This window comes from Mobilitalea sibirica, assembly GCF_015999265.1.
Classification (GTDB): domain Bacteria; phylum Bacillota; class Clostridia; order Lachnospirales; family Lachnospiraceae; genus Mobilitalea; species Mobilitalea sibirica.
This window is the reverse complement of record NZ_JAEAGR010000003.1, coordinates 90507-117439: the sequence shown is the minus strand read 5'-3', so window position 1 is coordinate 117439 and position 26933 is coordinate 90507. Positions and strand designations below refer to the sequence as shown.

Below are 26933 nucleotides of genomic sequence, written 5' to 3'. Positions count from 1 at the left end.
CCAAGAATATTCCTATACTTCGCTTTCTCTGTATCAGCTTACGATTATAACGAATGTGATATTGATTAGCGTAAACAGTTCGTTAATTATACCAAGTGTAGTCTTAGGACAATTCATTTATCCTATTTAATATATATAACGAATAAAATCTCTTCTAATCTTCAACTTCCGGAATTCTCTGTATCCTAACATCCGTAAAGATATCATCCTCATCATAGCTGGTCGTACTGAATTCTGAAACCACTGCCCCATTATCACCGGCCTGGAACCAATGCTTTGTGTTTGGTGCAAGGGTGTATTGTTCACCGGGTTTTAGAACGATTTCATGAAACACCGTATAATATTCTTTGCCATTGTCCGGAATTCTGGCTTTGATATCCTTTGTATCCGGTCCATCCACATAGAGATAGACTTCACCGTAACGAACTCGGAAGGTCTCCTCCTTACCGGGATATTCCCCTATCCTGGGATGGCGATGCTCCGGGCAGGTTTGTCTTGGGAATAGCACCAACTCCTTCGCACAGCACCTTTTCGTATTCACATAAGTCACCAGTTGAAGACCTACGTGTTCTAAATCATCTAATCCAAAATCAGCCACCTCAATTGATGACTTCTCTTCCTCTGTCAGTACAATACTTGCCCGATTAAAGAGCTTAATCGCTCTTAATCTTGCCGCTTCATATACATCATGTTTCATAAAAACCTCCATATGCAAACAAACTTAATCTGCTTCAAATTATTTTTTGTAATCCATACACAAATTCATGAAAGCATATTATCATACTAAGATAATTACCTTTATCAATTAATTTAAAATCTATTTTATCACACAAATAACCGTGAAAATGTATTATTTATATAAATTCTCTTTGAAAATGTTTTCTTTGTGAGTTTTTTGTGAGTGTTTTCTTTGTGAAAATTCCTTTGTAAGTAGTCCCATCATATTAATCGCTACTATTTGATGAAGAGTCAATGATACATAATCTATATATTAACAAATACCAGACATATCATTATAGTATAGCTGGATTTAGTCCTCATTGCGTAGGAAGCGATTGATTAATTCATAGCTTCTCTTCACATGGACAAAATGCTTTGGAAGTGAGATAAAACCATGAAGAGCATCCTTCATCCGGTATACCTCTACCTGATTCCCATGTTCATGAAGTTTCCTTCCGAAAGCCTCACCCTCATCTCTAAGGGGATCATATTCCGCTGTGATGATCAGGGTCTTTGGCTGCCCAGATAAATCCTTGGCTAACAAGGGGGCCAGATAAGGGTTATTAAGATCCTCCTCGCAACTAATGTAAAGCTCAATAAAATCGCATATCCTCTTCGATGTCAGTAAATACCCTGTTCCATTCTCATGAACAGAGGCAAATGGAGATGAGCTACTGTGATCATTATAGGTGGACGGATAGATAAGAATCTGCTTGGATGGTAAGAATTCACCCCGATCTCTGGCCATCATAGAGACGACGGCTGCTAGGTTACCTCCGGCGCTGTCACCAATCAAAGTAATATTCTCCTTCTTCACATCAAAAAGTTCTGAATCCAAAAATATCTCTCTTGCAACCGTATAACAATCCTCCGGGGCTGCCGGAAAACGATTCTCAGGGGCTAACCGATAATCCACGGATACTACAATATGCCCTGTTATCTTCGCCATATTAGAACATACAGTGGAATAGCTGTCAATATTGCCGATTACCCAGCCTCCTCCATGAAAAAATATCAGGATCTTATTCTCTTCCTCCGTCTCCGGCGGGAAGAATATCCTTACCGGGATTTCATGGTCTGTTCCGGCTATCTTATGATCCCACATCTCATAAAGAGGCTTAAGTGACGGATGGATGGCCTTCGTCATCTGCCTCTGCAACTTATAGGTCTTCTTAAGGTCTAAGTCCGGATACGACAATGCCTTCAGTGCTAACCTCATAGCTTTATTGATTGCCATAAAATCCCCCTAATATTTGTTAACTACATTCTAACCAAGTTAAATCTAAAAGTCAAACGAAAACAATATCACAGGCTTGTATTAGGATTGAAAGATATCAATTAGTATAAACTCATGAACCATATATAATTTTACCTTTTTTTCCAATAGAACTGAGGAAATACAGGATAATACATTGAGGACATTCTTTCTTCATGTTATACTACAATATATTACAAATTGAAGATGTTCTATCCTATAATCCGAAGTATCTGATGATGAATAAGCTTGATTCTCCGTAAACAAGACGGGCGTTTCATAGCATAATAACAAAAGAACACAATATAATATCATTTTAACGAATGGATTATAATATCTTTTAAGCTTATACGGATAACTAGAACAAACCAAGAAAATATAAAATGAGATAAACAGGAGGCGGTTATATGTACTATAAAAAATACGGAGATACGGATATGTTGGTTTCCGCAGTCGGCATGGGAGCGATGCGCTATGATGAAGAAGATGTAAAAGCCGGCCGATTTGAAAAATGTGCCGAGGTGGCTTTGTATGCCCATGAAAAAGGAATTAACTTTTTTGATAGCGCACCCTTTTACTGTGATGATAAGAGTGAAATCATCACAGGTATAGCATTATCTCAGCTTCCAAGAGACAGCTACTACATCTCCTCTAAGATGAATTTAGGGACCGTCGGGGGCAAATGTGATGCAGATGATTTCAAAAGAAGGTTAGAAAATTCCCTTACCAGACTAAAGGTAGATTATCTGGATTTTTATTATCTGTGGTGTATGCTAGATTTAGAATCATATAAAAAACAATATGATATCCTATATAAATATTTTGAACAGGCGAAAAAAGATGGTCTGATTAAGAACATCACCTTCTCCTCCCATATGCAAGGTAATGATCTTGAGAAGGTAATCGAAACCGATGCCTTTAAAGGAATGCTAATCGGATACAATGCCCTGAATTACCGTTTCCGTCAGGCAGGAATTACAGCTGCCCACAATAGAGGTATGGGTATTGTGGTAATGAACCCCTTAGGCGGCGGTTTAATCCCAAGTAACCAAAAAACCTTCTCCTACCTGGCAGAGGGTACTGACCTTACCGTTCCTCAGGCTGCCCTTAGATTCGTAGCCTCCCATAAGGAAATTACCGTTACCTTAGCCGGCATTACAACGAAGCAACATGTGGATGATGCAGTAAAGTCCGTTGAAAACCTGGTAGAAAAGCCTGCCAAGGAAATCTGTGCAGAATTTGAGAGCAAAGGGGTTGCCCTTAATAACCTCTGTACCGGTTGTGCATACTGTAAGGGCTGTCCGGCAGATATTGACATACCGAAATTCATGGATGCCTATAATGAGAAACTACTGGGTAACAGTATTGAGAACCGTATCAAATGGCACTGGGGTATACCAATGGAGAAAGCGGCTGAATGTATCAAATGCGGCCAATGCGAGACCTTATGTACCCAGCACTTAAATATCATGGACCGTTTGGATGAGATTGCTCTGTTGAGGGGATAAACAATTGACTTATAGGCTATGACATAATATCCAAAACGGGTGAGACTGCTATTATATCATATTAAGCTGAAAATAGATAAGGCGGAACTTAGGGTCCAACCCTATATCCCGCCTTATTTTTATATATAATTCCCCAATAAAACACTTGCAAATTCAGCATGATACGATACAATAGTAATGATGATTTATAATAGAATGAGTTGGTATGCCAATTCATATGTCATATTAAATGATAGAATAATCACTCTGTGATTATTTGATGTCACTCTGCTATCATCCTTATGACAGGATAAGAACGAGAATTTAGGAGGTTTTTCATGATACAGGCAAGTAACATAACACTAAGATTAGGAAAGAGGGCATTGTTTGAAGATGTAAACATTAAGTTTACCGAAGGCAACTGCTATGGTTTGATTGGTGCCAACGGTGCCGGCAAGTCCACCTTTCTCAAAATATTAAATGGGCAATTAGAGCCTACCAAGGGAGATATTATCATAACTCCCGGACAAAGATTATCCTTCTTACAGCAGGACCACTTTAAATATGATGAATACAATGTATTAGACACTGTAATCATGGGTAATAAGCGCCTGTATGATATCATGAAGGAAAAGGATATCATCTATGCGAAAGAGGATTTCACCGAGGAAGACGGTATCCGTGCCAGTGAGTTAGAAGGTGAATTTGCTTCCATGGATGGCTGGGAAGCGGAATCCAATGCTGCCACTCTTTTAAACGGATTGGGCATTGATACAGAGCTTCATTATAAGAAGATGAGCGAATTAAAAGGCGGCGAAAAGGTGAAGGTATTATTGGCACAGGCGCTGTTTGGCAACCCTGACATTCTTCTCCTTGACGAGCCGACGAACCACTTGGATCTGGAAGCGATCCGTTGGTTGGAAGAATTTTTAATTAACTTTGAAAATACGGTTATCGTAGTATCCCATGACCGTTATTTCTTAAATAAGGTATGTACCCATATCGCTGACATCGATTATGCGAAGATCCAGCTCTATGCCGGTAACTATGACTTCTGGTATGAATCCAGTCAGCTCATGGTAAGACAAATGAAGGAAGCCAATAAAAAGAAGGAAGAGAAAATCAAAGAATTACAGGAATTTATCCAACGCTTCTCTGCCAATGCCTCAAAATCAAAGCAGGCTACTTCCAGAAAAAAAGCTCTGGAAAAGATTGAACTGGATGACATCAGACCTTCCAGTAGAAAATATCCATATATTGATTTTAGACCTAGCAGAGAAATCGGTAATGAAGTGTTAACCGTTGAGAATATCTCTAAAACCATCGATGGCGTTAAGGTTCTTGATAATATCTCCTTTATCGTTGGTAGGGAAGACAAGATTGCTTTCGTTGGTCCGAACACAACCGCTACCACTACCCTGTTTAAAATACTTGCAGGAGAGCTGGAGCCGGATGAAGGAAATTATAAATGGGGAATCACAACCAATGTATCCTACTTCCCCAAGGATAGTACCAAGCTTTTCTCCGGGGATGAGACCATCGTGGATTTCTTAATGCCGTTTTCTCCGGAAAAGGATGTAACATACGTTCGCGGCTTTATGGGAAGAATGCTGTTTGCCGGTGAAGAAGGAGCGAAGAAAGTGAATGTCCTTTCCGGTGGTGAGAGGGTTCGTGTTCTTCTTTCCAAGATGATGATTGCCGGTGCCAATGTTCTGCTCCTTGATGAACCGACCAACCACTTGGATATGGAGTCCATCACTTCCCTCAATAACGGATTAATTAAATTCCCCGGTGTAGCCCTGTTTACCTCCCCTGACCACCAGTTTATTCAGACAACAGCGAACCGTATTATGGAGATTACTCCGAGCGGTCTTATTGATAAGATTACAACCTACGATGAATACCTTGATAGTGATGAGATGGCAAGAAAGAGACAGGTAATGCAATACGATAAAGAAGACGACGAAGACTAGATAAAGAAAATGATGTAGTTGAAAGCAATGGGATATTTCACCCATTGATATAAACTTATCATTTAGTCCAGTTTGAGTTAATGCTTTGACTAATAATCGAACCTAAGGATAAATTATTCGTATTTTATCTGTAACTCTTGGGATTGACATGATCCTACCATAACTATACAATAATGATATACGACAGTATTTGCGACACATATACTTTCGTATATCATTATTTTTATCATAAGGCTTAGGAAAATGTGGCAAGTATAAGCTATCATATACAGAATAGAAAAGTTCACTTCTTCCAGACAATATCTTATGGGTTATATTGCTTGATTTAATACTGGTTTAAAGACTACAAGTACTCTAAAAGAACAAACGCCTGATGAACAGGTAACGAGTAATAATAATTTAAATAATTTTCATTACTATAAGAGTAAATTATTTAGATTTATTCAAATTTAGGGAGGTCATTATGAGTAAAACATTTGTTTTTATACGAAGGAATTTATCTGCCTTGATATTTTTGACCATTTACATTGTATTAGCCGTTGTATATATTTTTTTAGAAGGATTTTTACCGGATAATCAGTTTATTCTACTGACTACCATGCTTCCCTTAATTATTCTTGGAGGAATTCTTGATTATATTTTAAGCAAGAATTCCGAATTAGTAAAAAGCTATAAAACCTTTGCTCAGATCTTACCCTCCGGTTTTCTTTTATTATTTTTAATATCTGCCATGATTGACCGGATCGGAAGGAATCCTATTGAAGCTTTTGAATATATCTATATTTTCTTTATAACGGTTCCGTTTTTTATTGCCAGTTACCATAAGGAAGGTCATAAAGAAAGAATGAAATTCTCTTTAACCGGTTTGGCATTTATGGTTGCTGTCTATATGTGGCTTACTACACAGACCAATTATTTGTTGGAAAACTCTTATGTTTTAGTTTATTTCTTTTCGTATTTTATGATGTTTTATGCTGCTTCCTGTATCTACAAAGCGGCCTACATCAGTACGATCCTTGGTATATTGAATTCAATTACCCTTTTGGTTCTACGGTATTTCCCTTTTACTGCGAAAGCAACCTTTTATGGATGGGATCGTGACATCTTCCAAAACTTTGAGATTTTAATGCTCTCAACCTTTACTCTGTGTATCCTGCTTCGTTTGTTTGCATCTGTATACAATAGCAGGACACCAAATCAAAAACCACAAAACATTGATTAGTTTTAACCCCCTGTAACTCAGTGAATGCTATCGGAATATGATAGAATTGAGACTGATTTTATAGGGGGTTTATTCATGTCAATAAAGTATGACAATACTGTCATTGCTTTAGAAGGTTCGGATTATGTTCCGGTATTAATGAATGAGAATGTATACTTTGGGGGAAGCCAGATGTGGTTTCCTGCCAATCATAAATTCGGTACGGATTATATTTTGCATCATTATGGATGCGGCACCATAGCATGTGCTGATCTGTTCTTATATCTGGCTTTACAGGATGATTCCCAACGCACTTTGTTAACCGAGATTGCATTACAAGGGATCGATTCTGTATATTATATAGATTATATGTCTTATGTTCGAAAGGTAAATGATTTATATACCAAAACAAAGCGTTGGCTAGCAGTACTTGGAACAAAACTTGCAGCTGCTATCAACGACTATAGTGAGGCGTATCATATTGGCTATTATGCAAAATGGAAATTGGGTTTGTCCTATTACGACATGTATGAAATCATGGAAGAGATGTTAGATCATAACATACCGGTCATACTTTCCATCGGACCAAATACCCCAAAGCTATGGGGTAAGAATGGGATTTCGTTCTATCAACAGTATAAAAAAATCATCCTCTTAGAGTCTTCGGATTTTCAGCCTGATGTTAATAAGAAGGATACCAATGTAACAGAGTCCTCCGAGGAGATCTATTATGAACCTATTACGGTCTATGCTTATAAAGAAGTAAAGAAGGATATTAACAGTCATTATGTTACCGTAACCGGCATAATAAAGGATGAAATTGACTCTACCATAATGCTTTGTATCTCCTCCTGGGGAAAGAAATACTATATTAACTATGAAGAGTATCGAAATTATATAGAAGAAAACAGCGGCACCTATACCAGCAGCCTTGTTTATATTAAATAATTAAGGAGGCCACTTAAGAGTTAATTCCTTTCGTGGTCTCCCTTCAAACATAAGTAACACAACTTACATGTTTCTAAATTTTTGATAACGCTGCTCAAGTAAGGTATCCAAGGGCTGTTGCATAAGCTCCTGTAAATCCGACTCTATTAAGTCTTTTACACTTTGCGTTATCATATCAATATCATTATGTGCTCCTCCTGCCGGCTCCGGAATTATTCCATCAATAATTTTATACTGATATAAATCCTGAGCAGTGAGTCTCATATCCTTAGCTGCTTGCTCTGCCTTAGAGGAATCCTTATATAGAATGCTGGCAAAGCCCTCCGGTGACAATATAGAATATACCGCATGCTCTAACATATAAACCTTATCTGCAACGCCCAGAGCCAGAGCTCCGCCGCTTCCACCCTCCGAGATTACTACGGATATGATTGGGGTCTTTAGAAGCATCATTTCTGCCAAATTGGTAGCGATTGCTTCTCCCTGCCCTCTTTCTTCCGCTCCAAGTCCACAAAAAGCACCTGGGGTATCAATAAAGCAAATGACAGGCCTATGAAATTTTTCTGCCTGCTTCATTAACCGTAATGCTTTTCGGTATCCTTCCGGATGAGGCATAGAAAAGTTCCTTGTGATATTTTCCTTTGTATTTCTTCCCTTTTGCTGCGCAATTACAGTGACAGGTATGCTACCAAAGAAGGCGATTCCTCCAACGATTGCCCTATCCTCCCCAAAATACCTGTCACCGTGCAGCTCAAGAAAACCATCAAAAATTCGCTCTATATAGTCAAGTCCAGTTGGTCTAAGAGGCATTCGAGCCAGTTTTACTTTTTCCCATGGTGTTAAATCCATGATGCCCTCCTACTTAATAACAGAGTGTTTATTTCTCTATCCAAACACTCAGTTTAATATTTGAAGCATTTCATAAGATGTTCCTAAAAACTGATAGAAACGATTCTCATTTTTTAAATTCTATGTTATAACTTCATTTCGTTCTACCTATCCATCTGAATACCTATAGAACTTCTTAAAAGATTAGTAAGTACATCAGTAAATGAAAAATGTATTATCTTCTGTTAGATTTCAGCATAATCTAAGCTTTTCATTCCTATCTCTATTTACATTTATCTAATATATCCTTACTCAATCCACACGAATCATTTAGTTACATATATTATCTTCAACGATATCTTCGCCTGTATTATCTGTGCTATTATTACTATCTTTCAGATTATCTTCCGAATTATTTTCGATATTATCTTTCACAATATCTTCCATCATGTCGCTCTCCTGCGTATGCAGTTTTAGGATTGTCCCTAAGGTGGTCTTTAGTGTATCTCTGGTAACTATACGATCTACGAATCCATGTTCCAATAAAAACTCAGACCTTTGGAAACCCTCCGGCAGTTTCTGTCCGATGGTCTGCTGAATGACTCTGGGGCCTGCAAAGCCGATTAATGCTCCGGGCTCCGCTAAGATGATATCGCCTAACATGGCAAAGCTGGCTGTAACACCACCGGTGGTCGGATCTGTCAATACCGTAATATAGAGTAGTCCCGCTTCACTATGCTTTGCTACCGCCGCACTCACCTTAGCCATCTGCATAAGCGAAAAGATACCCTCCTGCATTCTAGCTCCTCCGGATGCTGTAAATACGATTACCGGTAATCTTTCCTCGGTCGCCCGTTCAAATACTCTGGTAAGCTTTTCACCGATTGCAGTTCCCATACTTCCCATGAAAAAGGCAGCATCCATCACACCCAGCATAACGGGCACACCTTCAATCTTACCCTTGCCGGTAACCAATCCGTCCACAAGGCCGGTTTGGGTCTGGGTTTTTACCAATTTATCCGGGTACCCCGGGAATTCTAAGGGATCTTTCGTAGTCAGCTGCTTATCATATTCTAATAGTTCGCCGTCATCCAAAATCATGGCAAACCGTTCATTGGCGGATACTTTAAAATAATAACCGCATTCATCGCACATCTTAAAATTCTTAAGAAGAAGCTTCGTATAGATCACCTTGCCGCACTTGGGACACTTTGTCATAATCCCCTGAGGTACGTTCGGTTTTTCCTCCTCGGGTTTTTCAATATCCTGAGGTCTTACCCTATAGATTTTTGATGTTGCATATTGCTTTGCCTTAAACGGATTTTTATTCATGACGCTTCATTCCCTCAATTAAGCCGGTATGATATTTTCCTGAGATAATCTCATCTCTTTCCAATAATTCATATTGGAAATCAATGTTGGTTTCTATTCCATCAATTACAAACTCAGCCAGCGCTCTCTTCATACGATGTATTGCTTCATTCCTGTCCTTGCCATATGCTATTACCTTAGCCAGCATGGAATCGTAACAGGACGGAACCATATAACCCGGATAGAGGGCACTATCTACCCTAACTCCAAAGCCTCCCGGAAATAATACATTCTTAACTAATCCGGGACATGGCATAAAGTTTTTCTTGGGATCCTCCGCATTAATACGGCATTCAATGGCATGACCCTTGAATTCGATATCCCTCTGACGAAAAGCCAACTTTTCACCGTTGGCTACCTTGATTTGCTCTTTGATCATATCGATACCGGTTACCATCTCAGTTACCGGATGCTCTACCTGTATTCTTGTGTTCATTTCCATAAAGTAATAATTACCATGAGCATCCAACAAAAATTCTATGGTTCCTGCATTTACATAACCAGTTGCTTTCGCTGCTCTCACAGCCGCGTTGCCCATTCTGGTACGAAGTTCCTTACTCATAACCGCTGAGGGTGATTCCTCAATCATCTTCTGATTTCTTCTTTGTACGGAACAGTCACGCTCACCTAAGTGTACCACATTACCATGCTTATCTGCAAGAATTTGGAATTCGATATGTTTAGGATTTACAACTAATTTCTCCATATATACTTTATCATCACCAAAAGCAGCCTTCGCTTCGTTTTTGGCGGAATTGATAGCATTTTCCAAGTCCTCGGCACGATGTACGGCTCTCATTCCCTTTCCGCCACCACCGGCAGAAGCTTTGATCATAACCGGATAGCCGATTTGTTCAGCCAATAGTTTTGCATCCTTAATACAATCTATCTCTCCGTCCGAACCGGGTACTACCGATACCCCTGCTTTTATCATGGTTTCTCTAGCCTTTGATTTATTCCCGAGCATATCTATGGTATCTGCGCTGGGTCCAATAAATGTAATATTACAGTCTTCACACATTCTGGCAAAGGAGCTGTTCTCCGATAAAAAACCAAAACCCGGATGTATGGCAGTGGCACCTGTTAATACAGTTGCACTGATTATGTTCTGCATGTTTAGATAGCTGTCCTTAGATTTTGCAGGGCCGATACAAACAGCTTCATCTGCAAGCATTACATGAAGCGCCTCACGATCTGCTTCTGAGTAAACAGCAACCGTCTCTATATCCATCTCCCTGCAGGCACGAATAATTCTGACAGCTATTTCTCCACGGTTTGCGATTAATATTTTCTTAAACATCGTAATTCTCCTTGACTTAGTCCGATTATTCTCCGATGGCAAATGTAAAGACTGCTTCAACCGCAACCTGGTCCTCTACCTTTGCCACTGCAGTTCCGACACCAAAATTACCTTTACTTTTTATTATCTCCACTTCTAAGGTTAAAACATCACCAGGTATGACCTGACGTTTAAATTTTACCTTATCCATTCCTCCAAAATAAACAAGCTTTCCGGCATTACCCTCAACAGTCAGCATTACTAAAGCACCTGTCTGTGCCAATGCTTCCAGAATGATAACTCCCGGCATAACTGCTTTCCCCGGAAAATGTCCTACGAAATAAGGCTCATTCATCGTAACACATTTTCTTCCGACAGCTTTTTTACCCGGTTCTAGTTCATCCACCCGGTCGAGTAATAAGAATGGTGGTCTGTGTGGAATTATTTTTTGAATCTCATCGATATTTAACATAATAAATCCTTTCTGTTCTAAAACTTGGATTATCTCCATATCGTTATCTTTCGTACTATTTTAATTCAGTACCAATAGATATGATAGAATAATCCATGGTATAGGCATCTATAAATCCGTATACAAATATTAAGCATACTCAAATACAAAGAAAGATACCTTAATTAATCTTTTTATAGAATTAACTACGACTAGCGTATAATAAATAATGGTTGCCCAAACTCCACCATATCTTCATTCTCTACAAGAATATCAACTACTTCACCGTCGTATTCACTTTCAATCTCATTCATCAGTTTCATTGCTTCAATGATACAAAGCGTCTGGCCTTTTTTCACCTTATCGCCAACTTTTACAAAAGCCGGTTTATCAGGAGCAGACTGTGCATAAAAGGTCCCTACCATCGGAGACAGCATCTTCTTACCGCTAATTTCCTCCGTTTTAGCCTCTGCTTCCGGTTCAGGTGCGGACATAGGTTGAACTGCTGCCGGTGCTGCTATTGGTGTTGGTGCACTCATCATCTGGGGTATGGATGGCTGCACGGTTGTAACCGGTACTGTACTACCTTTTTCCATACAGATACGAATACCCTCTTCTTCTATCTCAAGTTTTGTTAAATCCGTCTGGTTCATCTCTTTCATTAAATTAAGAATTGCTTTATAATCCACGATTATACCTCCATATTCTTAAAAACTACGGTTGCATTATGTCCGCCAAAACCTAAAGAATTGGACATAACATAGGAAAGCTTTTGTTTACGACCGGTATTTGGAACATAATCCAGATCACATTCCTCATCGGCAACATTTAATCCTATCGTTGCCGGTATAAAGCTTTCATCAATTGCTTTGATGCAGGCGATCGCTTCAACCGCTCCGGCTGCTCCTAACAAATGCCCGATCATGGATTTGGTGGAGCTTATGGGAACATTGTAAGCTTCCTCTCCAAGTGCTAATTTCACTGCCATGGTTTCCAATTTATCATTCACCGGAGTACTGGTTCCGTGAGCATTAATATAGGAAACCTCTTTCGGTGTAATTCCGGCTTCGTTCATAGCCAGCTTCATCGCTCTTGCTCCGCCTTCTCCGTCCGGGGAAGGTGCTGTAATATGATAAGCATCGCCGGTAGCTCCATATCCTACTACCTCTGCATAGATTTTAGCACCACGTTTTAGGGCATGTTCATAATCTTCAAGTACTAAGATTCCTGCTCCTTCTCCCATTACAAAACCATCCCGCTCTTTATCAAACGGTATGGAAGCTCTCTTAGGATCCGTACTGGTTGATAAAGCTGTTAAGGAAGAAAATCCTGCGACTGCCAGAGGTGTTACGGAGCCTTCGGTTCCTCCTGCTAAAATCACATCTGCATAACCATGCTTAATGGTACGGAATGCCTCACCGATACTATGACTACCTGTAGCACAGGCTGTTACTATGTTCGTGCATATACCCTTGGCACCGTATTTGATAGCTATATTACCTGCTGCCATATTGGTAATAATCATCGGTATGAATAAGGGGTTAACCCGTCTGGGACCTTTTTCAAACAAGGTCTTCGCTTCTTTTTCAATGTTTTCAATACCACCGATACCGGAGCCTACAATAACACCTAAGCGCTCCTTATCCAGTGTCTCGAGATCCAACTTGGAATCCTCGATTGCTTCCCTCGCTGCAGCGATTGCATATTGAGAGAAGCGGTCCATTCTTTTTGCTTCTTTCGGGTCCATATACTTTTTCGGGTCAAAATCCTTCACCATGGCTGCCAGTTTTACGGAGTATCCTTCTGTGTCAAAGCTGTTAATAAAATCGATTCCGCATTTTCCTTCTTTTACATTTTGAAAGAATTCTTCCACACTGTTGCCTATCGGTGTGATTGCACCCATTCCTGTAACGACAACTCTATGATTCATATAATCTGATTCCTCCTAATTGTGCTACATAACCATGCCACCGTCAACCTGTAAAACCTGACCGGTGATATAATTTGCCGCTTCTGAGGCTAAGAAGCTAACGGCTCCTGCCACCTCACCAACTGTTCCATAACGTTTTAACGGTATATTAGCAATGCTGGCTTCCTTAATTTTATCAGACAAAGCATCGGTCATATCTGTCTGTATAAAGCCTGGAGCTACCGCATTCACAGTAATTCCCCTGCTTGCCAATTCTCTGGCAGCTGACTTCGTCATTCCTATGATACCGGCTTTTGATGCCGCATAATTCGTCTGCCCGATATTACCGGTTAATCCTACCACGGATGATATATTAATGATCTTTCCACTTCTTTGCTTTAGCATAACACTTGCTGCATATTTTAAACAAAAGAAGGTACCTTTTAGGTTAATATCCATGACATTATCGAATTCATCCTCAGTCATACGCATTAATAGATTATCTCTGGTTACACCGGCATTATTCACCAGGATATCCACTCTTCCATACTGTTTTACAGCTGCATCAATGAGTCCCTTGGCTTCACCTTCCTGACTTACATCTGCCTGTACTGCGATAGCATCACCACCGGCTTCTTTTATGGCACGTAATAGTTCCTCTACCTGCGCTATACTGTTTCGATAATTCACTACCACCTTTGCTCCGTAGCTGGCAAACTGTAAGGCAATCGCTCTTCCAATCCCTCTTCCGGCCCCGGTGATTACTGCAATCTTTCCATTCAGCATTATGATCTATCCTTTCTACTGTTCCGTCTTAAGTGCAGAAGCAGCTGCCTCTAAGGATGCAACATCTTCTACATTCAAGATCCTTAAGCTCCGATCTATCTTTTTCACAAATCCCGATAAGGTCTTACCAGGTCCTATCTCAACGAAATTCGTTACTCCATCCCTTATCATAGTTCGGATGATCTGTTCCCATAATACGCTACTCATAACCTGACGATATAATAAATCCTTTACATCCTTTGAACCGGTGATATAATCAGCCGTTACATTACTCATGACAGGAATATTCATCTCTCCGATTTCTAAATGTTCCAACTCTGTTTTTAAGCGATCAGCTGCCGGCTTAAGCATTGAGGTATGGAAAGGAGCACTTACAGGAAGATCAAGAGTTTTCATGGCTCCCTTTTCCTTCGCAATCCTTGCAGCTTCATCAACCGCTTTTACTTCACCGCCGATTACGATCTGTCCCGGACAGTTAAAATTAGCCGGTTCCACGATCCCTAAGGCTTTCGCTTCTTCACAGGCCTCTCTTACCTTATCCTCAGCAAGACCTAGGATGGCATTCATCTTCCCAATACCTTCCGGTACTGCCTCCTGCATAAAACGTCCCCTTTTTCTGACTAGGGGTATTACCTGGGATAGAGAAAACACACCACTTGCAGTCAGGGCAGAGTATTCACCCAGACTTAAGCCTGCAACAACGTCCGGTGTAATACCGATCTGGTTAAATGCCCGGTAAGCGGCAATTGACATAGTTACAATAGCCGGCTGAGTATTCTCCGTAAGATTAAGTTCTTCCTTAGTTCCATTAAAAATCAATCCGATCAGGTCCATATCCAGACTGCTACTTGCTTCTTCAAAAACCTGTTTACATATAGGGAAGTTATCATAGAGCTCTTTCCCCATACCGATATACTGGGCTCCCTGACCTGCGAATAAAAATGCCGTCTTTCCCATAATTACCTCCACTCTCTACAAAGCAACTTTTCCGCCTCTTCAATCATCTCAGTAATAATCTCTTTACAGCTTTGTTCTTTCTTAATGATTGCAGCAATTTGTCCGGCCATGACACTACCGTAGTCCATATCTCCTTCAGCTGCTGCCCTTGCTAAAGCACCTACGCCTAATTTCTCTATTTCATCAACGGGAGCTGCCTTACTCTCAAGCTCCAGGAATTGGCGGCTCAATTTATTCTTAAATATACGTACCGGATGTCCTGTACAACGTCCTGTAACAACGGTATCAATATCCTTCGCATTTAATACCTTTTGTTTATAATTCGGATGTACGGTACACTCATTCGCTATTAAAAACCGGGTTCCTACTTGAACTGCATCTGCTCCCAGCATGAAGGCTGCTGCGACACCTCTTCCATCACCAATACCTCCGGCTGCGATTACCGGCACGTCCGCACCTACGGCATCCACCACCTGCGGAACTAATACCATGGTTGTCAATTCTCCCACGTGACCACCGGACTCGGTTCCTTCTGCAATAACCGCGTCCGCACCGCTTCTTACCATTCTTTTTGCGATGGCAACGGAAGGAACAACAGGAATTACTTTAATTCCGTGGGCTTTCCACATCTCCATATATTTTCCGGGAGCTCCGGCACCGGTTGTAACTACCTTAACTCCTTCCTCGCAAACCATATGTGCAATTTCATCTGCAAATTCACTAAGAAGCATGATATTGACACCAAAGGGTTTATTGGTAAGTGCCTTCGCTTTTCTTACTTCACCGCGAACATAATCCACCGGTGCAGTACCTCCGGCAATTATTCCAAGTCCGCCTGCTTCTGATACCGCTGCTGCCAGTGAAGCATCCGATATTCGTGCCATAGCACCCTGAAATACCGGGTATTCTATATTTAAAAGCTCACATACTCGTGATTTCATATTAATCTTCCATCCTTAAGTAGGATTTCTCCTCTGTCCTTAAGGAGGACTTCACCTCCCTTGATTGTTTGATGAATTTTCCGTCTCTATCAAAAAAGGAAATTCACTCCATCTTTTCAGGTTTTCATTACTACATAAAACAAGGATATTTCCTAATCTTATGAATATTGTTTTTTATCCTTCTTAGAGACACTTCTCCGATTATACGATGATCCTTCCTATCGGAGAAGTTCTTCTCTTTTAATTATAGCTGTTAGTTAATCTTCTTTTCTACTGTTTAAATAATTCTCAATATCACCAATGGTATTAATACTTTCTGTGTCTTCCGTAGGGATTTCAATTCCGAACTCTTCCTCTAAAGACATGATAATCTGGAAAAGATCCAAGGAATCCGCATTTAAATCATCCTTTAAGGAAGTTCCTTCCTTAAGCTCTGCTACCTCAACTCCTAATTGTTCAGCTACAACCTCTTTAATTTTGTTTAAATCCATTTTAATAATCCTCCTATAAATAATTTTATTTTTTTCAAAATGTTGGGGAGGATTTCTCCTCCTAAGATATTTTATATTTTTTCAATGTGTTGATGGAGGATTTCTCCTCCTATAATAATTATAATTTTTCAAAGTTTTGACGGAGGATTTCTCCTCCTAAGATTTTTATTTTTTATACTTTCACTACTTTTACCTTCTAATCTTTATCCCATTCCAGCAACACTGCTCCACTGGTCATACCACCTCCAAAACCGACTAATATAATTTTGTCTCCCTGCTTTAGTTCCTTATTCTGTGCCATCTCATCTAAAGCAATACCAATGGTTGCGGCTGATGTATTCCCAAATCGATCTAGATTAATATAAAACTTTTCTATGGGAACATTACAGAATTTCGCAGCCTGTTCTATAATTCTTCTATTGGCCTGATGAGGAATAATAAACTGAATATCCTCAGCCTTTAAACTTGTATCCCTTAAAACCGCATTGATGTTCTCGGTTACGGTTCGAACAGCGAATTTGAATACCTCCTGCCCCTGCATGGCAATAACCGGGTTAAAGTTTCTTTTGCCTTCTTTACTGTACAAATCGGACAAGGGCACAGCCGGACAGGTTAGCAGTGACTGCTTGCTTCCGTCTGATAATAAATGTGCTGCCATAATCCCTTTTTTATGTTCAGAGGCCGATAGTACAACAGCTCCTGCACCATCTCCGAATAATACACACGTTGATCGATCCTCCCAATCAAGTACCTTAGAAAGAGTTTCTGCACCTATCACTAAAACCTTCTGATACATTCCACTTGCAATAAATTTTTCTGCAGTAACCATGGCATATATCATACCGGTACAGGCCGCGGTTATATCAAAAGCCGCTGCTTTGTCCGCTCCAAGCCTATCCTGAACAATACAGGCTACTGACGGCATAAATGAATCCGGTGTAATCGTTGCACATATGATTAAATCAATATCCGCTGCTTCCAAATTGGCATCCGCTAAAGCTCTTACAGCAGCTTCGTATGCCAAATCGGAGGTGTTTTGACCGGTTGATATTCTTCTTTCTCGAATACCTGTACGGGAAGCAATCCACTCATCACTGGTATCCACCAGCTTTGCTAAATCATCATTTGTCATAACATTCTCCGGTACATAACTTCCTGTTCCGGTGATTGTCGCATGTCTCATCATGGTAGTCCTCCTATTTTATAACACTACGAATTAAAATCTATCTATGATCCCCTTGTACTTGCACTTTGTCTTGCTGCCATGTAGATATCTTTTAAATGACTATTTAATTTTCGGAGTGCCTTTAGTAGGATTTCTTCTTCCTGTGCTGTGAAATCATTCATAATAGCCTTTACCATATCCAGATGAAATTTTTCATGAATACGATAAGCCAGTTTTCCTCTGTTGGTTAAGCTGACATTTACGATCCTACGGTCCGTATTACTTCTTTTTCGTTCCAAATAACCTTTTCTGATCAGTTTATCCACTGCAGTTGTTAATGTCCCCATAGTTATCTCTAACTGCGCTGCTATTTCAGACATCGTCTTTGATCCGTATAAACCAACTGCTTCCACCGTATGTATCTCGGTTATAGATAAATCACTGAAGGCTCCTTGCTTTATTGAGTATTCTTCAATACGATTCACATCATCGTATACCTCTACAAGCATCTGATTAATTTCAACAAATTTTTCTTTCACGTGCTCCACTCCTAATAAAATGTTTGTATACAATATTGCTTTGTATTACAAATATTTTGATAATCAAAATATATAGGAAAATGCTCTGAATGTCAAGTTAATTTTTCCGACAAGATTGGATAATGCCTGTCGCTGAATGGTTATAATGTCTAACAAGTTAGAAAACTCTTTATTAATTTCTTGCACGATATTTTACGAATAAAAAATCTTACTTCTCCCGAATCAAAACAGACTCTATCTTTATGAGAAATAATCATCTCAACCGATAAAGTCTGTTTTGAATACATGCCACTCAGTATTTAGAGAAAGTAGGGTAATAGCATTTTCTCAGATTTACAATTTAATAAGAATTCATTGATATAGAAAACCCGATTATATTTCAAACAACAAATCTCCGTAAGTTGGTACAGGCCATAATTCTTTGTCAACTATAACCTCTAATTCGTCAATCGGTGCTCTAAGATCTGCCATAGCAGGAACAACAATGTCACGGAAAGCAATTGCCATCTCAGCACCATCAGCTATCGCATTCGCCTGTGCAACAGCACCCTGAAGCTTCTTTAATGCCACCTGTGTTTTTGCAAGTAAAGCTGAAGTTTCTTTTAATAATTCAGACTGTACGCTAACATCAGCATCTGAAACCGCAGACTTGATTGAATTAATCGAATCAGCCAATTTCTTTGTATATTTAATCACCGCTGGAATAAATTTCACACTGGCCATGGATATCATTGTTTTTGCCTCGATATTAATCGCCTTGGAATAGGATTCATACATAATTTCTGCACGGGAATGTAACTCCGTTGCAGAGAAAACATTATGTTTTCCAAACAGTTTAACTGATTTTTCAGAAATCAGTGCCGGAATTGCTTCCACCATGGACTTAATGTTCGGTAATCCTCTTCTTTCTGCCTCAGCAACCCAAGCTTCCGCATATCCGTTACCGTTAAATACAATTCTTTGGTGCTCTGTTACAGTTTTCTTAATCAGATCATGTACTGCTAAGTCAAAATCACTTGCCTTCTCAAGTTCATCTGCCATTTCACATAAAACATCGGCAACGATTGTATTCAACACCGTGTTCGCTGCACCGATTGATGCAGAGGATGCTACCATACGGAATTCAAATTTATTACCTGTAAAAGCAAAGGGTGAGGTTCTGTTTCTGTCTGTTGCGTCTTTCTTAAGAGCAGGAATGGTATGAACTCCCACATTAAGTCTTCCGCCGTCTTTACAACTCTTTGCCTCTCCTGTTTCAATTAACTGTGCCAACACGTCTTCTAACTGTGCTCCGACAAATACGGATATGATTGCAGGAGGAGCTTCATTTGCTCCAAGTCTATGATCATTACCTGGGTTCGCTGCAGATACACGAAGAAGATCTGCATGTAAATCTACTGCCTTTAATACTGCTGATAAAAACAGTAAAAATTGAATGTTTTCATGAGGGGTCTTTCCGGGATCTAACAGATTCTTACCGGTATCTGTACTCATGGACCAATTATTGTGCTTACCGGAACCATTCACACCCGCAAAAGGTTTTTCATGAAGTAGACAGGCCAATCCATGACGGCTTGCAACCTTTTTTAAATATTCCATTACCAACTGATTATGATCGGTTGCTATATTTGCTGTGGCATAAATCGGTGCCAGCTCGTGCTGTGCCGGTGCCACTTCGTTATGCTGTGTTTTTGCCGTAACACCCATCTTCCAAAGCTCATTATTAAGCTCCTTCATAAAAGATGCTACTCTTTCTTTGATACTTCCAAAATAATGATCGTCCAGTTCTTGTCCCTTAGGAGGCATAGCTCCAAACAGTGTTCTGCCGCTAAAGATCAAATCGTCTCTCTTTAAATATTTCGCCTTATCAACCAGGAAGTATTCCTGTTCGGGTCCGGCAGAGGAACTTACTCTTTTAACATCCTGATGTCCGAATAATTTTAATATCCGTACAGCTTGATTACTTAACGCTTCCATGGACCGAAGAAGCGGTGTTTTAACGTCTAGGGCCTCTCCTGTGTAGGAGCAGAAAGCGGTAGGAATACATAATGTTACGCCAGCAGCATCTTTCCGAAGGAAAGCTGGTGAAGTACAATCCCATGCAGTATAACCTCTGGCTTCAAAGGTAGCTCTCAAACCACCGGATGGAAATGAAGATGCATCGGGTTCACCCTTAATTAATTCTTTTCCTGAAAACTCCATGATTGCTTTACCGTCAGTTGTCGGACTAATAAATGAATCATGCTTTTCTGCTGTAATTCCCGTCATCGGTTGAAACCAGTGGGTATAGTGGGTAGCTCCCTTTTCTATTGCCCAATCCTTCATAGCGTTCGCCACTACTTCCGCTACATTCGGATCCAGGTCATCACCGTTCTCAATTGTTTTTTTCAGAGCTGCATAGGTTTTCTTCGGTAGACGTTCTACCATTGTCGCATCACTAAATACGTCAACACCAAATATTTCCGTTATTTTTTCTGACATATCATTTCTCCTCCCATGATTATGAAAAAGGCGTCCTCAATAGATTGAGAACACCCTTGCTCCATACAGATTTATTTTATATATATAGTATATACCACGTTTTAGAAAAAAAGAAAAGAGTTTTTTTCTACATTTCTTATTTTTTATTAAAAACGCTTATAAAGTATCCCATAATATCCTATAATATGCTACAAATTGTATAACGTTCTTAATCCAGATACCATTCGTCTTTTCCGGTTTCCTCTGCCGGACCTTCCGATTGGGGCATATACTTTCGAAACACTCTTTCCATCATAAATGAGTTAATAAACATAATTAGTGCCGGAAGTATGAACAACAATACCATACTGACGAATAATACAGAAGCTATCCCTAAAGCTGCTACCACTGCCATAGCTACGGTAAAGGGAAGATGTCTCATTGACATATAAATCGCAGCTTTCATTAATTGTTTTACTGTCATGTCAAATCTTGATAGAATGGGGTATACATAAAGAGTAAAGCAAAGAGTGATAAATGTCAATGCAATAAATACTCCCAATAATACAGAACCTTTTTTACTGTCCACTGCCAGCATTGTCCAAGAATAATAAAGATCGAAAGCTAAAATCATATATACGATAGATAAAATAACGCCAACAATAGCACCTCTTTTGAAGTTCATTCGAAAGGATTTAAAGAATTCTCTCATAAGATACCCTCTTTCCTTGCGAACAACCTTAACTGTAGCATAGTATAACGCGGTGGTTGCCGGTCCTATGGTAATAATCGGAATGCATAATATAATCCAGATAACACTTAAAAATAACATATCGGTAAATTTATTTAAAGTAGAAAAGAAAGCGTTATCCATATTAAAAAAATTGCCCATAATCAATCTCCCTCTTTTTATTTCCTTCTATTTTATCACATCTTGTCTATATTAGAAAGTAAAAAAATCATAAACAAATATGAATATGATATAACGCTATAAAAATTAACTGCCCATGCCAGAACCAAACTGATCGACAGCAAAAATATGGTCGCAGATCAAATAAATTTACATTCTTCATATACTCCTATTTACTGATACATAAAAAACGTACCCGGTTAAAGTATTTCATTTAATCTATTCGGGTACGTTTATCTTTTATAATATACTTATGATATTTTTAAGAACACTATATGTACTTATTCTTAGAAACAGTCATCCAAGAGCTGGAAGAACGCTTGTGGATGAACACAGGCAGGACATTTTTCTGGTGCGCCGTCTCCTTCATGAACATAACCGCAGTTTAAACATTTCCAGAAAACTTTACCGTCTTTTTTAAATACCGTACCGTTTTCAATATTTTCGAGAAGTTTGCGGTATCTTTCTTCATGATGCTTTTCTACCTTAGCAATTAATAGGAATCGGGATGCAATATCGGGAAAACCTTCTTCCTTAGCAGTTTTAGCAAATGCTGGATAGTCCACATCATGTTCTTCATGTTCACCGTCAGCAGCTGACTTTAAATTAGCTACGGTGTCACCATATGCAAAAGGATAGGTTGCATTAATATCAACCGGTGCGGGATTTTCACCATCCAGATGCTCCAAAGCCAATTTCATAAATACCTTAGCATGTTCCTTCTCGTTCTCTGCGGTCTCCATGAATATATTCTGGATCTGCTTATAACCTTCTTTCCCTGCAACAGAAGCAAAGTAAGTATATCGCATTCTTGCCTGTGATTCACCTGCAAAAGCTTTCATTAAATTCTCAAGTGTTTTGGTTCCTCTTAAATTAGCCATTAGAATGACCTCCTTTTATTAATATTATTTTTATAGAAATACTCTTTCCCAAAGTCACATACTGGTAAGAAGTCTCTAGGGAGTAATCTAAACTATATGTTTTCCTTATACGTAATCATTATCAATAGTATGTTTTCAAAACCAAAGTGCATTCATTATCCCAATACCGTATCACGAAAAGAAAGGTTGATACGAACAGTTTCATTCTATAAATTTATCCTCTTAGATTTTTCCCTATAAGTTTTGCTTAACTACTAGGATAAACTATGGATGAATAAGCCGCTTCGTAATTTTGGCTCAAACCAGGTAGACTTTGGAGGCATGAGCTTGCCGACGTCCGATACATCAAATAATTCTTCAATTGATGTAGGGTACATGGAGAATGCCACCGTCATATCCTCGTTCACTCTTCTTTCCAATTCCTTTAGACCTCTAATTCCCCCTATAAAATCAATTCGTTTATCCGTTCGGGGGTCCTTAATACCTAGAATGGGTTCCAGCAGATAATCCTGTAAAAGAGATACGTCTAATGCTGCCACCGGGTCCTTAATCTCTTTTAAAGCATCTTTTGACTTTAGTTCATACCACGTTCCATTCAGATACATTCCAAAAGTAGCCTTCTCCCGTGGCTCATATGGTTTCTCTCCGATAGTAGTAACCATAAAGTGCTCTTTAATTTTATCAATAAATTCATTCTCTGATAATCCGTTAAGATCTTTCACTGCACGATTATAAGACATAATCATCAGCTGATCATGAGGAAACAGCACGGATAAGAAATAATTATATTCTTCGGTACCACTGTCATTGGGATTATTCTCTCTTCGTTTTAAGCCAACCTTAACAGCTGAGGCAGCTCTATGATGACCGTCCGCAATATAGATACTTCCGGCCAAAGAAAATGCTTCCCTTATTTTTTTTATCCTGTCTCCTTCAGAAATTCTCCAAACCTGATGTCCGATACCATCCTGTGAAGTAAAGCTGTAGATTGGGGCTTCTTTTTTCGCATCTGACACCACTTCATCAATCGCCTGTTGGTTTCTATATGCCAAAAATATGGGACCTGTTTGCGCATTACATATATCCACATGATGAATACGGTCAATTTCTTTATCTTCCCTTGTATTTTCATGCTTCTTAATTACATTATTAAGATAATCATCTATGGAAGCACAGGCAACAATTCCGGTCTGGGAACGGCCCTTCATAGTAAGTTCATAGATGTAGTAGCATTCCTCCTGATCAAAAAGAAAGCTACCATCTTGTATCATGCTTTCTAAGATCTCCTTAGCCTTTTGATATACTCTCGGATCATAGGTATCTACCTCCTCTCCTAGCTGTGTTTCAGCACGGTCAATCTTTAGAAAGGATAACGGTTCCCTAATGGTTTCAAGCTTTGCTTCCGTACGATTATATACATCATAAGGTAATGCTGCAATTTTGTCAGCCAAGGTTGTATTTGGTCTGATACACTTAAATGGTTTTATAGTAGCCAATATTACATCCTCCTTCAGTAAACTAGTACAAGGCAGGTAAAAATCACATGTAGAACAGTAATGGTAATCATTACTATCTTAACCTTTTCTTACCGCATTTTCAAGTAAAACATACTCTTATTATATATTATTTAATACTTTTCTCATATATATATTTCTTTCTGATTCAAATATAGAATTCAATTCCCGATTTCTTGTGTGATTTTTTTTTACATAACAGCCGATTACATTTTTATCCGCAGTTTTCATTCTATCGGAAGCATTAAAATATGTTATCTGGCCCAAATTAATATAAGAGGATGTCACGAAAGGTTGTCGCTATTTAAAACCTTTGTTTCATCCTCATATTTACTAATCCTTACTTATTTAGATTTATTTTACAACTCTAACTTTCAAGACTCCTTTAATACCTGTAAGTTTTGCTACCACTTCCGTGTTATCGGATGCTTCCACATCGATTACAGTATATGCATACTCTCCACGGCTCTTATTCACCATGTCAGAGATGTTAATATCTAACGCAGAGAAAGCACCGGTAAATTGGCTAAGCATATTCGGTATATTTCTATGTAAGATAGCAATTCTTCCTGCTGTAGTACACACACCGGCATCACAGTTAGGATAATTCACTGAGTTTCTTATATTACCGTTCTCCATATAGTCTCTCAGTTGTTTTACCGCCATCATAGCACAGTTATCCTCGGATTCTTCTGTGGATGCACCCAGATGGGGAATTGCGATAACACCTTCCATATTTGCTGTTTTATCATTAGGGAAATCCGTTACATATTTTGCTACTTTACCGGATTTTAAAGCAACAGCAATGTCATCATCCTTAACCAAAAGATCTCTTGCAAAATTGAGAATAATTACTCCATCTTTCATCTTAGCAATGGAATCACTATTAATCATCTCCTTGGTGTTAATGTTTGGATCTTCATGTTCAACCAAAGGAGTATGTACGGTTATATAATCGCAGTTTTTATAAATATCATCCCTTGATTTTACATGAATGATATCACGGGATAAATTCCATGCACTGTCTACTGAGATAAACGGATCATACCCGTATACTTCCATGCCAAGACGATTTGCTGCATTGGCAACTAAAACACCGATAGCACCCAGTCCGATTACACCTAATTTCTTGCCCTCGATTTCTTTACCGGCAAATTGTCCCTTACCTTTTTCTACCAATTTACCAACACCGGTTTCATCCTTAATGGTCTGTACCCAGTTAACACCACCTACGATATCACGGGATGCCATAACAAGACCAGCTATCACTAATTCCTTAACACCGTTTGCGTTGGCACCCGGGGTATTGAATACTACAATTCCCTGCTCTGCACATTTATCTAAGGGGATGTTATTGACACCGGCACCGGCTCTTGCAATTGCTTTGAGATTATCAGTAAACTCCATCTCATGCATCGCAGCGCTTCTTACCAGTACAATATCTGCCTGATTCATATCATCTGTTTTCTCATATTGCTCTGTAAATATATTAAGTCCTACTTCTGCTATAGGGTTTAGACATTTATATTTCATTCCCATAACTCCTTCCTTGAAAATTTATTTTGTATTATCAGCTTCAAATTTCTTCATAAATTCTACAAGCTTTTGTACACCTTCCATTGGCATAGCATTATAGATACTTGCTCTCATACCGCCAACGGTTCTATGTCCTTTTAAGTTTTCAAAACCTGCCGCTTTAGCTTCCTTAACAAACTTAGCATCAAGTTCTTCATTGCCTGTTACAAAAGGTACATTCATAAGAGAACGATCCTTCTTTTCTACGGTACCCTTAAATAATTTGCTCTGATCAAGGAAATCATAAAGCACTGCTGCCTTTTTCTCGTTCTTTTCCTTCATGGCTTCCAGGCCACCCAGGTTCTTAATCCATTTGAATACTTTCCCACAGATATAGATGCCATAAGCCGGAGGAGTATTATATAGGGAATCGTTATCTGCATGGATCTTATATTTTAGCATGGTCGGAGTTCCGGGAAGAACGTCCTCTGTAATCAGATCTTCACGAATAATTACAATTACTACACCGGCAGGTCCGATATTTTTTTGAACTCCACCATAAAGCACACCGTATTTAGTCACATCCACCGGCTCGGATAAGAAGCAGGAGGATATATCAGATACCAGGATTTTACCCTTGGTATCCGGTAAGGTCTTATATTTTGTTCCGTAGATGGTATTGTTTTCACAGATATAAACATAATCCGCATTCTCTGAGATCGGAAGATCTGAAACATCCGGTATATAGGAGAAGGTTTTGTCCGCGGAGGAAGCAACCGCATTCGCTGTTCCATATAATTTTGCTTCCTGGTAAGCTTTCTTCGCCCATTGTCCGGTGATAATATAGTCCGCAACCTTATTTTTCATAAGATTCATCGGTATCATGGCAAACTGTGTTGAAGCGCCGCCTTGAAGAAACAGTACTTTATAATTATCAGGAATATTCATTAAATCCCGTAAATCTTTTTCTGCCTCCTTAATAATTGCTTCATAAGCCTTAGATCTATGGCTCATCTCCATTACCGACATCCCGGTACCTCTGTAATCCAGCATCTCATCTGCTGCTTCTTTTAACACTTCTTCCGGTAACATCGCCGGTCCTGCTGAAAAATTGTAAATTCTTCCCATGATCTCATCCTCCCTTGGAATTGCTATTTGTCTGTTCCCTTTTATTTAACTTACTCACATTCCATACTTAAAAATGTGACTGCATTACTTTAAACAGGTAAAGTTATTTTACATTATAAAACTATGTTATTTTTTTGTCAATATGAATTTGTTTTGAAGGGGATGTTACAATTGGATAAACTATTCTTTTGTAACATCCCCATCTATTTGCATTTAATATTATA

General features: G+C 39.2%; 23 protein-coding genes and 1 pseudogene. 4 read left to right on the top strand and 20 right to left on the bottom strand.

The window, feature by feature from the left end:
* Nucleotides 1-154: 154 nt before the first annotated feature.
* Nucleotides 155-697: a D-lyxose/D-mannose family sugar isomerase gene (locus I5677_RS04100; protein WP_197660302.1), complete on the bottom strand. Its 543-nt coding sequence runs from the start codon at nt 695-697 to the stop codon at nt 155-157.
* A 333-nt stretch (nt 698-1030) separates the two neighbouring features.
* Nucleotides 1031-1957, bottom strand: coding sequence for an alpha/beta hydrolase (locus tag I5677_RS04095; protein WP_197660301.1), 927 nt, complete (start codon nt 1955-1957; stop codon nt 1031-1033).
* A 425-nt stretch (nt 1958-2382) separates the two neighbouring features.
* Here I5677_RS04095 and I5677_RS04090 point away from each other — a divergent pair, with 425 nt between their 5' ends.
* From I5677_RS04090 to I5677_RS04075, 4 genes are all read left to right on the top strand, one after another.
* Nucleotides 2383-3483, top strand: a complete 1101-nt coding sequence (locus I5677_RS04090) for an aldo/keto reductase (RefSeq protein WP_197660300.1) — start codon at nt 2383-2385, stop codon at nt 3481-3483.
* A gap of 317 nt (nt 3484-3800) precedes the next feature.
* Nucleotides 3801-5435: an ABC-F family ATP-binding cassette domain-containing protein gene (locus I5677_RS04085; protein ID WP_197660299.1), complete on the top strand. Its 1635-nt coding sequence runs from the start codon at nt 3801-3803 to the stop codon at nt 5433-5435.
* Between the two features lie 463 nt (nt 5436-5898).
* Entirely contained in the window at nt 5899-6657 is a 759-nt protein-coding gene (locus I5677_RS04080) for a hypothetical protein (protein ID WP_197660298.1), read from the top strand.
* Between the two features lie 75 nt (nt 6658-6732).
* Nucleotides 6733-7584: a hypothetical protein gene (locus tag I5677_RS04075; protein ID WP_197660297.1), complete on the top strand. Its 852-nt coding sequence runs from the start codon at nt 6733-6735 to the stop codon at nt 7582-7584.
* A 63-nt stretch (nt 7585-7647) separates the two neighbouring features.
* Here the strand turns inward: I5677_RS04075 and I5677_RS04070 are convergent.
* The 18 genes and pseudogenes from I5677_RS04070 to serC form a co-directional block, all read right to left on the bottom strand.
* Nucleotides 7648-8424, bottom strand: a pseudogene (locus I5677_RS04070) (acetyl-CoA carboxylase carboxyltransferase subunit alpha); the annotation flags it as partial.
* A gap of 318 nt (nt 8425-8742) precedes the next feature.
* Nucleotides 8743-9744: an acetyl-CoA carboxylase, carboxyltransferase subunit beta gene (accD, locus tag I5677_RS04065; protein WP_197660295.1), complete on the bottom strand. Its 1002-nt coding sequence runs from the start codon at nt 9742-9744 to the stop codon at nt 8743-8745.
* The gene (locus I5677_RS04060) at nt 9737-11083 is read right to left on the bottom strand and encodes an acetyl-CoA carboxylase biotin carboxylase subunit (RefSeq protein WP_197660294.1); all 1347 of its coding nucleotides are present in this window, start codon (nt 11081-11083) and stop codon (nt 9737-9739) included. Before I5677_RS04060 ends, accD begins: the two co-directional genes overlap by 8 nt.
* A 25-nt stretch (nt 11084-11108) precedes the next feature.
* Nucleotides 11109-11534 carry a 3-hydroxyacyl-ACP dehydratase FabZ gene (gene fabZ, locus I5677_RS04055; protein WP_197660513.1) on the bottom strand — a complete coding sequence of 142 codons (426 nt, stop codon included), beginning with the start codon at nt 11532-11534 and terminating at the stop codon, nt 11109-11111.
* A gap of 191 nt (nt 11535-11725) precedes the next feature.
* Nucleotides 11726-12202: an acetyl-CoA carboxylase biotin carboxyl carrier protein gene (accB, locus tag I5677_RS04050; protein WP_197660293.1), complete on the bottom strand. Its 477-nt coding sequence runs from the start codon at nt 12200-12202 to the stop codon at nt 11726-11728.
* Nucleotides 12203-12204: 2 nt separating this feature from the next.
* Entirely contained in the window at nt 12205-13443 is a 1239-nt protein-coding gene (gene fabF, locus I5677_RS04045; protein WP_197660292.1) for a beta-ketoacyl-ACP synthase II, read from the bottom strand.
* 24 nt (nt 13444-13467) lie between these two features.
* Nucleotides 13468-14208 carry a 3-oxoacyl-[acyl-carrier-protein] reductase gene (gene fabG / locus I5677_RS04040; RefSeq protein WP_197660291.1) on the bottom strand — a complete coding sequence of 247 codons (741 nt, stop codon included), beginning with the start codon at nt 14206-14208 and terminating at the stop codon, nt 13468-13470.
* Between the two features lie 15 nt (nt 14209-14223).
* Entirely contained in the window at nt 14224-15165 is a 942-nt protein-coding gene (fabD, locus tag I5677_RS04035) for an ACP S-malonyltransferase (RefSeq protein WP_197660290.1), read from the bottom strand.
* A gap of 2 nt (nt 15166-15167) precedes the next feature.
* On the bottom strand, nt 15168-16106 hold the full coding sequence (gene fabK, locus I5677_RS04030) for an enoyl-[acyl-carrier-protein] reductase FabK (RefSeq protein ID WP_197660289.1): 939 nt from the start codon (nt 16104-16106) through the stop codon (nt 15168-15170).
* A 257-nt stretch (nt 16107-16363) separates the two neighbouring features.
* Nucleotides 16364-16597, bottom strand: coding sequence for an acyl carrier protein (gene acpP, locus I5677_RS04025; RefSeq protein WP_197660288.1), 234 nt, complete (start codon nt 16595-16597; stop codon nt 16364-16366).
* A gap of 196 nt (nt 16598-16793) precedes the next feature.
* The gene (locus tag I5677_RS04020; RefSeq protein ID WP_330617818.1) at nt 16794-17783 is read right to left on the bottom strand and encodes a beta-ketoacyl-ACP synthase III; all 990 of its coding nucleotides are present in this window, start codon (nt 17781-17783) and stop codon (nt 16794-16796) included.
* A 41-nt stretch (nt 17784-17824) separates the two neighbouring features.
* Nucleotides 17825-18301: a MarR family winged helix-turn-helix transcriptional regulator gene (locus I5677_RS04015; RefSeq protein WP_330617817.1), complete on the bottom strand. Its 477-nt coding sequence runs from the start codon at nt 18299-18301 to the stop codon at nt 17825-17827.
* A 372-nt stretch (nt 18302-18673) separates the two neighbouring features.
* A complete protein-coding gene (locus I5677_RS04010) occupies nt 18674-20782 on the bottom strand; it encodes a glutamine synthetase III family protein (RefSeq protein ID WP_197660287.1) in 2109 nt (702 codons plus the stop codon).
* Between the two features lie 208 nt (nt 20783-20990).
* Complete coding sequence (locus I5677_RS04005; protein ID WP_197660286.1) at nt 20991-21653, bottom strand: YesL family protein; 663 nt, start codon at nt 21651-21653, stop codon at nt 20991-20993.
* Between the two features lie 305 nt (nt 21654-21958).
* On the bottom strand, nt 21959-22552 hold the full coding sequence (gene rbr, locus I5677_RS04000; RefSeq protein WP_197660285.1) for a rubrerythrin: 594 nt from the start codon (nt 22550-22552) through the stop codon (nt 21959-21961).
* 254 nt (nt 22553-22806) lie between these two features.
* The gene (locus I5677_RS03995) at nt 22807-24048 is read right to left on the bottom strand and encodes a DUF1015 domain-containing protein (RefSeq protein ID WP_197660284.1); all 1242 of its coding nucleotides are present in this window, start codon (nt 24046-24048) and stop codon (nt 22807-22809) included.
* Between the two features lie 372 nt (nt 24049-24420).
* The gene (locus I5677_RS03990) at nt 24421-25599 is read right to left on the bottom strand and encodes a phosphoglycerate dehydrogenase (protein WP_197660283.1); all 1179 of its coding nucleotides are present in this window, start codon (nt 25597-25599) and stop codon (nt 24421-24423) included.
* A gap of 24 nt (nt 25600-25623) precedes the next feature.
* Nucleotides 25624-26709, bottom strand: coding sequence for a 3-phosphoserine/phosphohydroxythreonine transaminase (serC, locus tag I5677_RS03985; RefSeq protein WP_197660282.1), 1086 nt, complete (start codon nt 26707-26709; stop codon nt 25624-25626).
* Nucleotides 26710-26933 lie beyond the last annotated feature (224 nt).